Below are 12,756 nucleotides of genomic sequence, written 5' to 3' on the forward strand. Positions count from 1 at the left end.
ACAGCTGTATTCCGAATGAATATAATATTCTAGCAATAAAAAACCCAGCCGAAGCTGGGTTTTAAAATTGACGTTAAGTAACAAATTAGTCGTTAGATATCGTCAACGTTTTCGTTTTATCATTAAATATAAATTTAAAGTCACCGGCGGCAGCAGGATCAAATGACAAGTTATTATCATTCGCTCCACCTAGTACCACTGGTGTATCAACTGTTAGCGCTTCAACACCGTCAGTTGCAGAGCCAAGGTTAATGGTTGCCCAATCACCTGTCGCCACTTTAAAGAACACATTATCAGCACCAAGGCTTAACGTTGCTGTGTACTCATGGCCAGCTTCTTTATCTTCACCAGTACTAGCCGGAGTAACTGCATTGAAGGCAAGTTTGTCTACTTCACCCCAGCCGTTCATACCACCACGAATAAAGATTGGTAGTTTTGACACTTTAAGCACAGGCTTCTTCTCAAAATCAGCAGCATCGTAAGTTAATTCAAATTTATACGAAGTAGACTCATCAGCAATTACTTGCATGTTGCCACCAGCTTCAGTAATAGTCAGTGCATCATCATCTTCTGAGATAGTTACTGCGCCAAAACCGATATCAACTGATGACCAATCTTCAGAAGCAAATTTAAATGCGTGTGCGTCTGTAGAAGCTTCTAAACCATAAATTACAGAGTAAGAAACCGAGTCCTCATTATAAATGATTTCATCTGATGCTGGTGCACCCCAACCATTTATTGAACCACGAATGTAAGCTACATTTGCACCAAGTGGCTTAGACGGTTGTGCTTTAAACACAGGCTTGTCCGCGTCCGATAGATCAAGCAAGAAATCATACTTTTCATCTACAGGTATCGTTAGTGTAATCACCGAACCATCCGCTTTTAACATAACCTCTTCGTTTACATCAGCAGCGTTGTCTGTGTCAGCACCAAGCGCAAAGTCATTTGCAGTATCTGCGAATGCAACGGTGTAAGTACCCGCGGTTAATTCTCGCTTAGTAACTTGATAAACACTATCACCTTTGTAATTCATGCTAATCGTATCGCTACCTAAAAGTAGATTTGGATAAGCATTAACCGGCACTTGGTCTACTTCTAGTGTAGCTTCATTTGCAGCTGGAGCTCTAAATACAAACTGGTAATAACTTGTGTCTTGCATCTTGATACCAAGATCTTGACCAACGTTTTCACCGGCTGTTAAAGGTTTAGGACTACCACCAACCACAAGTGCATCACCACCGCTTACACCGCCGTATGAAGCAGGTTCAGACCAGTCCGCATCAGCAATTTTAAAGCTATAGCTAGTTAGACAGTCTTCTGTACATGCGAAATCGCTATGATTTGCGCCTGCTGCAAGCGTTAACAATGTGCCTTCAGGAAGTGTAATTGCAAGTTCTTCAACCGCTGGAGTTGTCGCACCCTCTGGTAACGTAACAACATTGCCATTGTCAGCAAAAGTCACTTGAGTGCCATCAGCCATTGTTAACACTGTGTCTTTAGGAATGTTATTTAGTTCAAGTGTGAAATCAACCGCTGCACCTTCCTCGTCAACTGGTTGCACAAACGTTAATGTTGCACCCACACCTGTCGTTACTTCAACCGACGCATCTGAAGCAAACTCTAATGGCGCATCAGCAGGATGTTCACCGTAAGTGAAAATTTTACGGTATTCGCCATCCGCTACTTTTTCAAACTCAGTGCCTTCCGTTGGATTACCCCAACCGTTAAAGCCACCTCGTAATAAAAACGTCGTTTCAGAGTCAAATTCTGCGACACACTTTGATGGTATATCAACTTGACCAACACCTACTGCGTAAGTGCCTTCAGGACAGTTATCTATAGCTTGACCGACACAGGCTTCACCTGCTTCATCTAAGCTTGTACCCCAACCACATGACTTGCTTCCTGCGGCCGCACCAAAATATGGATGTTGGTTAGCTAAGTAAGCACCGTCTAATAAGTTTGCTGGGAATCCGTCTTGGAAGTATGAGATTTTATCCAAGTTATGGAACACAACGTCGCCTGACTTCCCTAGCGGGATCATAGCGTCGTTTTGTGTAATGAATTTATCGCCTGTGCTCTTGTTGTAAACAATCATGTTGCCACAAGAGTCGTGACCTTCTTGAAGATCAAGAATCCAGTACATACCGAAATTATCATCTATTCCAGTTGCAGCTAAGCCTGAACCCCATTGAGTAGTAGACGTTTCTTCGTTGTAAGCGGTACAGTTTGTATCATTCCAGCTATGAATCGTAATATTTTCGTAGTTTGCACCTGTTTGCTCGCCATTTTTACGGTAGAAAACAACCGCTTTTTCCCCTGTTGCTGCTGTAACAACAGCTTGTGGAAGTGCAGGCACATCTTCAATTGGGTTTTCTTCAGGAATAATACAGTTGTATTTGCCAGACTCATCAATAACTTGATAGTTAGGACATTCTGTCGGCGGTGTATAACATGCTTCTTCACCGTTATTAGTGGCAGATAAAGATAACTGCATGCCTAATGCGGCTTTAGGTAAGCGCTGAGATTTACCAAGGTAATCCGTATATGGAACCGTATCAAACCAAGCGTCAAACCAAGTATCAAAGTCATCACCAAAGATAACATCTTGCTTTTGACCTATTTTGAATTCACGCGCTTCAGCTTTTGCCACTAAACGACGAGCTTCTTCTTCCATAGTTAAACCAAGAGTTTGATATAGGTCATAAGTTCCATAATCAAAGTCATAAGGATTAAAAGAGGCTTTAAAGTCTTCTATTTCTTGATCAGTAAATGTGTCATCTGCATTAGCAATTGATAATGCAACTGTTTCTAGTGCATCAATCTCTGCTTCTGTTAGAGGATGGAAATCAGCATCAACCGTTTGCACGATGTCCGGCAGTTTACACCAAAGACCCGTTTTTGTTTCATTATCAAAAACTTTGGTCTTTTGAATCGTTTCTTCCTCTGTGCCACAACCACTCAGGACTGTAGCCGTCGCTAACGCAGCTAGCGACAAAGGCTTTAACTTAAAATTCATAGGAAATAACTCCAATTAACTAGTGTTTTAGTTTTTAGGTGCTATTAAAATATGTTGTCCACCCGCTGACGGCGAAATAGCGAGGTGTAGGTAATTGATTAACCCTGTTAATATTTATTATATCGTTGTGATTGGTGTTGCCTGGTCACAACTTATTAATTACCGGTCCGAAAAACGTTGATTGCAATACACTCAACATATCGAATTTAAACAAGCGATGATGCTTTGTATATACTGTTATATAGGCTTGAAGCATGAATACGTATGCGTGCAACTGCGCTCTTGTATATTTATTAACAACTCTTTATCTTTGCATACGTTGCCAAAAAAAATAAACGTTATATAAGTGTATATAAACGCTATTAAAGTGAATTGTTTAGTCCGACAAGCGAAATCACACTCTTCAAAAACATAACAACAACTTGTTTTGAGGAACACACATGAAAAAGTTCAAGCCAAGTGCGCTAACGTTAGCTTTAATGCTAGGCGGCGTCACTATCGCTTCGATGCCTTCTATGGCGGTTGAAGAAACCGACAAAGACAAAAAGGCAATCGCTGAGGCAAAAGCCAAAGCTGAAGCAGAAAAGGAATCTGGTGTAGAGGTTATCGAAGTTCGCGGCTTTAGACGCAGCTTAATTCAATCACTTAATACCAAACGTTATTCAGATACTGTTGTAGAAGCAGTTTCTGCCGATGACATGGGCTCGTTACCTGACGTTTCCATCGCCGACTCAATTTCTCGACTACCTGGTGTTACTGCTGTTCGCTCTGGCGGTCAGTCTAGTGAATTAAACATTCGTGGTATGTCTGGCGGTTTTGTATTTGCAACATTGAATGGCCGTGAAGTGGTTACCGATCAGGGCGGTCGCTCTGTTCAGTTTGACCAGTATCCTTCTGAGCTTATTAACCAGGTTCAAGTTTACAAATCACAAAAAGCATCGTTAGTTGAAGGTGGTGTTGCCGGTTCAATTGAACTGCAAACGGCTGACGCACTTGATAACGAGCAAGAGCATACCTTCACTGTACAGACAAAACTGAGTTACAACGACTCTGCAGACGAGCATCCAGACGCCGATCCACTTGGTAATCGTTTTAGTGTTTCTTACCAAGGTAAGTTCATGGACGACACCGTTGGTGTTTCCCTTGGTTATGCTCGTTTACAACAACCTCGTATTTCTACGCAGTTTGTTAACTATCAGCCACGCTTAGGCGTATTGCCTTTTGACGGCGCGCAAGATGGTGGCCTAACGTTACCAACTTACGACGAAAATGGCGTACAAGACGGTACTCAATCTGGTAATTATATCGTTCCTCAGGGCTTTGAATTAATGGCTCGTGGTGGTGAAGAGCTTCGCCAAGGCGTAATGGGTTCTATCTCTTTTAGACCTAACGACTCGTTAACAATTAAAGCAGATGGCTTTTACTCTAAGTTTGATTCACAAGGCATCGACCGAGGTTACCGTGTAAACGGCATCGGCTCTATTTTAGATGGTTCATCTATCGACTTTGAAAATCCAATATTAGCCGGTGATAATGGCGAATATATTGTGGGCGGTACGTATTATCGTGACCGTGGCGATGTTAATGACAATCCTCCGTATCCTCGTTTTAACAATACATTAACCTTGCAAACACAAGCTGATGACAACACCACTGAAAGTGAAGTTATGTCGTTTGGTGTAAATGCAGAATGGATTGTTAATGATAGCCTTGTTATTGATTTTGATATTGCTCACTCAGAAGGTGAGTCGGACTATCGCGATGAAGTTATGCGCCTTGCTATTTTCCAAGATGCATCTGCGATGAATCCAGTAGTAACCGATGACATTGTTGTTAATATTGAAACTAATGGTTTAAATTTACCAAACCTTTCATTTAATCAAGATGTAACTAATGCACTGACCGACCCAAATCGTATGATGGTTGGCTCGCTAGAAAAGTACCCACATCTAGAAAACAATGAATCAAATTCAGCTCGCGTTGATTTTAAATATACCTTAGACAATGACCACCTATCATCACTTGAAGCTGGTGTTCGTTGGGCAGATCGTAGCTACAAAAGTGCTCGTAAAGCTTACAACTATGGTGACATTGCTGGATACGGAATCAACCTTCGAAATGGTAACTATATCCTAGGTTATGACGAAAATGGCCAACCAATTGAGAGTGAGACTTATCGTCCATATCAATTACAAGCTGGCGATTATGAAATCGTTCAACTTGAAGGTGAGTTTGCCAACTTCCCGGCCTTTATTTCCGTTGATAACTCATACATTGAAGGTGTGTGGTTAGGTAGCGAAGATACTCAGGCTCGAAAAGACTGGCGTTATGACTGGACGATTTGGCAAGAAAGCGAAATCAAAGAAGAAACGTTGACGGCTTATTTCCAAGCAAACTTAGATACTGAGATGTTTGGTTTACCGCTTACCGGTAACGTTGGTGTTCGTGTAATTCATACCGAGCAAAATGCAATTGGTGTTGAAGATCCTGTAATTAAAAACGACGGTGACCCAATTACCGACGACTTTGGTGTGACAAAAACGGTATATAAACATACTACATTAGGTATTGATTATACTGATGTTTTACCATCGATTAACCTGAACTTCCAATTGACAGATCAAGATCAACTTCGCTTTGCAGCTGCAAAAGTTATGTCACGTCCAAACATGAGTGACATGGCTGTGAGCGGTGCTTGGTCATACAATACAGACGAGTTTGATGAGTCTGTTAAAGAAGCCGACTTAAATCGTGATACGTCTCCTGAAGTTCGTCCTTTCTACGCTACACAGTTTGATCTTTCATTAGAGCACTACTTTGTAGACACGGATGGCGCCATTGTTTTTGCTCTTTATTACAAAGACATTGAAAACTTCCCTGAGAAAGTAACTATTCAAAACTATGACTTCGCGGCCGATGGCATCACAGCGCCAAGTGTTGATAATAACGGTGTACCGGTTGCCTCTGGTGACTACTCGGTATTGTTAAACAACGGTAAAGGCGGTTACTTCCGCGGTGCAGAGATTGCCTATACGCAAACCTTCAGTTTCTTACCTGAATTATGGCAAGGGCTTGGGGTAGCGGCGAGCTTCTCTTATACAGACAGTGAAGTTACTTCAGAGTTTGAAGCGGTTTCTGGTTTAGGCGATCAAACTACGCCTTACCCATTCCTTTCACCACGTGTTTGGTCTGCTACTGTGTTCTATGATTATGACGACACCTTCTCGACTCGCGTAAATGCGCGTTACCGTGAAGAGTATGTTGGAAACCAGATTGCTATCGGTGATGAGCAAAAAGCTTACTTCGCCGAAGAACTCGTTGTTGATTTCCAAGCGTCTTATCAATTTACAGAAGAGCTTCAGGGCGTATTCTCAGTAAATAACCTTACTGATGAGCCTAACCGTTCGTACTTTGGTAATGAAGCTGCGACAGGTACCTTGCAGTACTTTGGTCGTCAGTTCTATTTTGGACTGAACGCTAAGTTCTAATCCAACATTGATATTCCTTGATGTAAAACTGTCGCTTATGCGGCAGTTTTTTTATCTGGAGTTCATGATTTAATCTAGTTAATCTAATTAGAAATCTCAAAGTTAACACAAAGTCGAAAACAGACTTTAACCAAACTTGAATCGGAAAGTACTTAGCATGTCAAAGATACAAAGCCCCTCTTTGGACAACAGTCAACATATTAAAAACATTGTCATAGTAGGCGGTGGTAGCGCAGGTTGGATGACAGCTGCGATGTTAGCCAAACAATTAGGACAAAGCGTCTCGATCACTTTGGTTGAGTCTGACGAAATTGGCACCATAGGTGTTGGCGAAGCGACCATTCCACCGATTAAAAACTTTAACCGAATTTTAGGTATAGACGAAACTGAGTTTTTATCATTTTGTAACGGCAGCATTAAGCTTGCTATCGAGTTTGAGAATTGGACCCGTGTCGGCCACAAATATATGCATCCGTTTGGAAGCTTTGCTGCTGATTTTGATTATATGTCGTTTCCCTATTATTGGTTAAAGGCAAAAGCAGAGGGTTATCAACGTAATCTTGAAGAGTTTTCTTATGCTTGGCACTTGGCCAGTAATAATAAATTCCACCCGCCAAGTCTAGACCGCAATTCATTGGCATCAACCTTTGACTATGCCTTTCATTTTGACGCTAGCCAATACGCGTTATTTTTAAGAAACTATTCTGAAGGTCTAGGTGTTAAACGAATTGAAGGGAAGGTATCGAACGTTAAGTTATGCCCTCATTCAGGTAATATTAGTGAGCTTGAGTTAGAGCAAAACCCCGGGCATTCTCGCGGTGATGTTTTATCGGCGGATTTTTTTATTGATTGTTCAGGGCAACGGGCTTTATTACTTGGCGATGCCTTAGGCGTTGAGTTTGAGTCTTGGCAACAATATTTACTAAATGACAGAGCGGTAGCTGTTCAAACTGCTCATATGAAAACACTTAACCCATACACTCGTTCCATTGCGCACCATGCAGGCTGGCAATGGCGTATCCCACTGCAAACCAGAATGGGTAATGGTAATGTTTACTCAAGCCAATATATGAGTGAACAAGAAGCGGAAGCCCTGTTGCTCAGCACCGTTGAAGGGCCTAAATTAACCGAGCCTAAACACATTAAATTTAAAACAGGTCGTCGCCAGCAGTTTTGGCAAAAGAACTGTGTGGCAATAGGCTTATCTGCTGGTTTTTTAGAGCCTCTGGAGTCGACGAGCTTACATCTAATTCAATCGGGCATCATGAGACTTATCAGGCTATTCCCGGATATGTCAATGAATAAACGCCTTCAACAAGAATACAATAAGTCGACCATTAAAGAATATGAGGCTATTAGAGACTTTATTATTTTGCACTATAAAGCTACTGAGCGAGACGATAGCGAATATTGGCGCCAATGCTCAAACATGGATATTCCGGAGTCACTAGAGTCTCGTATAGCGCTATACAAAGAGCATGGTCATTTAACGATTCATGATAAAGAGTTGTTTAAGCATGAAAACTGGATGGCAGTGTTAGCTGGACAAAACGTATTACCGCAATCAGTGGGGCCAGTTATGGCATCGCGAAATGCATTAGATTTGAATAAAACGTTAGAGTCGATATACAACAACATGAAACAAACCGCAGCGAGTGCGGTCAGTCATGAAATGTATTTAATGAAGAACTGTCCCTTTAAAGCTTAATTTACCGGCACAAATAAGTGCTAAATTACGTCAAAGCTAATAACAAAAAAGTGAGTTATGCCAGGGTAAATGTCGGTTATAACCTGCCTAAGTTGAGGCAATGTCATGTTCTCTTGCAGAGCATGACGTTCATTTAAATTAGCGAAACTAATAGGTTCAACTGATTTAATTTTTATTCGACAAAAATGACGGTTATCCTCAAACGTTGCTACATCGACTTCACTGCCTGGCTTAAAATGAGACTCGGCTTCATCGCGGATTGTTATGGTTTTAACACCACTTAAAATGTCCGCTTCGAAGCGTTGAAAAAAGGTGATTTTATTCACGCTAAGAGACTCGCTTCATTGGTTGAAGTTTCATATACGTTGCACATCGCCATAACCATTCAAGTGGACCATAGTTAAATACCCTTAACCATAAACTACTAACAATAGCTTGGAATACGATTATCGCGACAACCATCAGCATCTGTTCACTTCTTGGAATGTTACCGAACTGCGCAAAACCATATCCATAAAAAATACTTGATAGGATAACCGAATGCATAATGTAATTAGTTAATGCCATTTTACCAATAGGTGATAACCAACCAAACCAACGTACAAACCCAGCTTTTAAACTTAATAAAGCAATTGCACCAAGATAACCTGCACATAATGCAAATTGGCCAAAGTAAAATAAACTATTACTCACCGAGTTAATTTCAACAGCGCCCTTGGTCGCTGGATGATTCATAATTAATGCTGCGCCAATACTGACCGGAATACCAAATGCTAGCCCGCCAACACACATGACTTTAAAGAAGGTTCTATGCTCTTCTATGTTGCTCATTTTACCGCTCGCGACTAGCCAATAGCCTACGAGAAATAATGGCAAGATAACGCCTAAACCAAAAATAATAGAGTTTGATAAATTACTTACCGCGTAATCCCAACGGTACTTAGTCACTTCCAAAAAGCTTGGATTTAATAACGATTCAGCTTCTTTAGCATAACGGAACTCTCTCTTCTGAGCCGCTTCAAGCCGTTTTTGTGCCAGTTGCTCGTTTGTTAACTCAGGTTCAATAAGCTCTTGGGTGTCTGTCACGGCATCGCTGTCGGTCAGAGCTTCTGTATTAACGTCATGGTTTGTTTCATTAATTGTTCCAGGTTCTTGTTCAGTGTCCTCTGTAACAATACCTTCTGTAACAGTGCCTTCCGTAATAGCATCAGCTGTAACTGTGCCTTCTGAAGAAATGTCATCTGAAGCATAATCATATTCACTGCTATCAGTATTTTTTAGTGCGTCATATTGAGCTTGGGTGAGGTTAAAAGTACCGTTCTCTTTGCTTTCAGCGATCATTTTATCCGCCAACAAAATGACTTGTTGCTCCTTTTGCCAACCAACCTTCATCTCGGTTTGATCTTTCAATGTTCCGTATACCGCGCCTGCGATTACAGATATTGTCAGTGGGATGAAAATCATATAAAAGCCAATTTTGGCATACACTGCAGGACGGTTTCGCTTGGCAAAGCGCTTTGTGCGCATTAACAAAACAACACCTAGTAACATCATGCCGCCGACAGCATAGTCATGTAAAATGTCACCCCCCCATAAAAATGCCATATGCGCTAAACCAATTAAGTACAACACCAGCATTCTTCGTGTAAACCAGGCTTTAAACGGTCGACCAACTTGCTCCGCTCTAAGTAGCATCACCGCAAAACCCATACCAAATAACAGTGCAAATAATTTATAAAACTTACCTTGCACAAACACTAATACTAACCAACTAGAGGCATAATCAGCTCCAGTAGAGCTATAGTCAAAACTCAGTAACTCCGAAATTGGTCGGTTAAACCATTCGATGTTCATTAGCAAAATACCAATTAACGCAAAACCTCTTAGTAGGTCCATTATAACGATGCGTTCTTGTGTTTTTACCGGGGCGAGTTCTTGCGGTTGAAGAGGTTCATTGGTTGTCATTTCTGCGTTTCCATTCTTATACAACTGATACTTTTTATTGTGACGAAGAATAGCGCGATTAAGAAAACATACAATTTTTAATTGTTACAAACTGTTAGTCGCAAAGCGCAATCAAGTTTAAAGATTAGCAACTATTCCGCTAAGCAGTTTCGGCCGGCTTGTTTCGCTCTGTATAAAGCCTCATCCGCTTGCTTTAAGACTTGGTCAAAGTCTTTTAGTTGCCCTTCTCGCTCTGCAACACCAATACTGATTGTGACGTTTACAAACTTGGTTTTCGACTCTGACTTTTTACGAGAAGACTTGCCTTTCTTTTGATCTTCAGGGCGATCATCGTTTCGTATTGCCATCTGGTAGTTTGCAATGTCTTCGCGTACTTGCTCTAAAAAAGGAATAGCATAACTTACAGACTTATTGGGGAATATAATCGTGAATTCTTCGCCACCATATCGATAGGCCTTGCCACCGCCTTTAACATCATTAATTTTACTGGCGACCAATCGCAATACCTGATCACCAACATCATGACCATAAGTGTCGTTAAACTTCTTAAAGTGATCTACATCCATCATTGCTACCGTGTATCGCTTACCCAATGAAATAGATGATTGTAGTAGTGCTCTGCGCGCAGACAAACCGGTGAGCTCATCTGAGAATGCCATTTGATATGAGTCGGTAAGCACAGCATGAATGATAAGGACGCCAAATAAGCAATAGCTCACAATTGTTGTGTAATAAGTAAAGTCACCAAATTGGATCACAATAATGCCAAAAGCCAGCGCCCAAATGCTCGCGTTTAATTGACTCGGTTTCATTATTTGACGAGTTGCTAAAGTAAATAAACAAATAGCTGAAACAATAAACTCTATTTGAAAATAAGGTGATATTTTTGAATCAGCTGACAGTGTAATGACTTGTGAGGATAAGATTTCATTAACCGTTATTGAGTGATTAAATTTGTAATTGATAAATACCAAGGCAAACAAAACTAAAACTCGAGTTAGACCATGACGCCCCCAAACCATTTTATTTTGATCAAAACTAAAGGCCATGAGCACAAATAGTTGTGAGATAAAAAACAAGCTAGGATGAAAAGAGAAATAGTCGATGTTCTCGACCTTACCGCTGTTAGCCCATGCTAATGCTAGGAACAGCACTATGTAGATAACTCGGGTTTGATTAAATCTTAATGCAAGAATAATAGTCGCGGCGAACAACAATAGTGGTGTCTGTAAGATGAGGTCTTGCCAAGGTGTAAGGTTTGCAAAACCCGTTTCGACAGCGGTTATAACACCAATAAATAAAAGTGTTGGAAACGCGATAGCGCGGAAAAATGCTTGTAGAGAATACGACAATTTTAGACCCTATTATTATTGTTCTTCTTAGTTTTATAGTGCGGTATTTTTTTGTTTTTTGTTTTAGCTAATGCTTTGGTATTTCATCACCGTTAAGCTGAAGAAACCCAAGCTCCTAATACCGCAGGCTTAGACGTACCAGTAATTGTCGGCAGTGTAGCTGGCACATTTTCAACCCTACATTTTGCCAACCAAGCAAAAGCCATCGCTTCCATGTTATCAGGGCAAATGCCGAACTTCGCGGTGCTACACACTTTAACATTAGGCAATGCAACGGCTAATCTAGCCATTAAAAGTTGATTATGCACCCCTCCCCCGCAGACTGCCAGCACTTTTGTTTTGGCTAATTGCTTTATTGCTAGTGCAACGCTTTCTACCGTTAACTGAACCAGTGTTGCTTGAATATCTTGAGGCTCAAGGACTGCATTACGTTTTAAAAACACCGATAATTTAGCGTCTAACCAAGACTCGTTAAAATATTCTTTACCTGTACTTTTTGGATATGGTTGACGAAAATAGTCATCGTCTAATAAGCAACTAAGTAACGCTGTATTTACAGTGCCAGTGCTAGCCCAGTGACCGTCTTTATCATAAGCAAGGTTTTGATGCTTTTGTATCCAAAAGTCTAACAAGGTATTGGCAGGCCCCGTATCAAAACCAATTATATTGTCTTTTGACGCCCACTTTGTCACATTGGCAATACCGCCTAAATTCAGAACCGCGATTTCTAGTTCGGTATTTTTAAACACTGAATAATGAAACATTGGAACTAAAGGCGCTCCCTGACCGCCAAGCGCAACATCTTTGCTTCGGAAATCATAAACGACATCCGTATTTAGCCTTGCAGCAATCTTGTGACCGTCCACTAATTGCCACGTAAATGGCATAGTTAAATTAGGCTCATGAGAAATCGTCACCCCGTGTATACCAATAGCTTTTATATTACTGCGAACCGTTTTTACTGAGGGTGTGGCAAGAAATAAGTTTAAAGCGGTAATAACACAATTAGTGTAAGACTGTTCTAGCGTTTTAATTGCTACTAAAGATTCAATTTGAGCATTCGGTAAGCTTATATCTGATAAGTCTCTTTTCAACATATCAGGTAACCGAACCGAATCACTGGCAATTAATATAGGTGTTTCGGCAAACTCAACTAGCGCAATATCAATTGCATCTAAACTGGTGCCAGTCATTATACCAATATAATAGTCTGACACTGAG

7 protein-coding genes are annotated in these 12,756 nt (G+C 40.9%); 2 read left to right on the top strand and 5 right to left on the bottom strand.

Features of this window, described 5'->3' with window-relative positions:
• Nucleotides 1–85 precede the first annotated feature (85 nt).
• The gene (locus ACZ1GV_RS09430; protein ID WP_472673944.1) at nt 86–3,022 is read right to left on the bottom strand and encodes a pullulanase-associated domain-containing protein; all 2,937 of its coding nucleotides are present in this window, start codon (nt 3,020–3,022) and stop codon (nt 86–88) included.
• Between the two features lie 440 nt (nt 3,023–3,462).
• On the opposite strand from ACZ1GV_RS09430, the gene ACZ1GV_RS09435 reads away from it, so the two are divergent.
• Both ACZ1GV_RS09435 and ACZ1GV_RS09440 read left to right on the top strand, forming a co-directional pair.
• Entirely contained in the window at nt 3,463–6,510 is a 3,048-nt protein-coding gene (locus ACZ1GV_RS09435) for a TonB-dependent receptor (protein ID WP_472673945.1), read from the top strand.
• A gap of 157 nt (nt 6,511–6,667) precedes the next feature.
• On the top strand, nt 6,668–8,218 hold the full coding sequence (locus ACZ1GV_RS09440; protein ID WP_472673946.1) for a tryptophan halogenase family protein: 1,551 nt from the start codon (nt 6,668–6,670) through the stop codon (nt 8,216–8,218).
• Nucleotides 8,219–8,238: 20 nt separating this feature from the next.
• On the opposite strand, the gene yqfB is transcribed toward ACZ1GV_RS09440, so the two are convergent.
• The 4 genes from yqfB to ACZ1GV_RS09460 all read right to left on the bottom strand — a co-directional run bounded on the left by yqfB (nt 8,239) and on the right by ACZ1GV_RS09460 (nt 12,752).
• The gene (gene yqfB, locus ACZ1GV_RS09445) at nt 8,239–8,544 is read right to left on the bottom strand and encodes a N(4)-acetylcytidine aminohydrolase (protein ID WP_472673947.1); all 306 of its coding nucleotides are present in this window, start codon (nt 8,542–8,544) and stop codon (nt 8,239–8,241) included.
• A gap of 1 nt (nt 8,545) precedes the next feature.
• Nucleotides 8,546–10,183, bottom strand: a complete 1,638-nt coding sequence (locus tag ACZ1GV_RS09450; protein WP_472673948.1) for a DUF418 domain-containing protein — start codon at nt 10,181–10,183, stop codon at nt 8,546–8,548.
• Nucleotides 10,184–10,314: 131 nt separating this feature from the next.
• Nucleotides 10,315–11,535 carry a GGDEF domain-containing protein gene (locus ACZ1GV_RS09455; RefSeq protein WP_472673949.1) on the bottom strand — a complete coding sequence of 407 codons (1,221 nt, stop codon included), beginning with the start codon at nt 11,533–11,535 and terminating at the stop codon, nt 10,315–10,317.
• Between the two features lie 92 nt (nt 11,536–11,627).
• A complete protein-coding gene (locus tag ACZ1GV_RS09460; protein WP_472673950.1) occupies nt 11,628–12,752 on the bottom strand; it encodes an anhydro-N-acetylmuramic acid kinase in 1,125 nt (374 codons plus the stop codon).
• Nucleotides 12,753–12,756 lie beyond the last annotated feature (4 nt).

Source organism: Psychrosphaera sp. HA2-10, assembly GCF_055693745.1.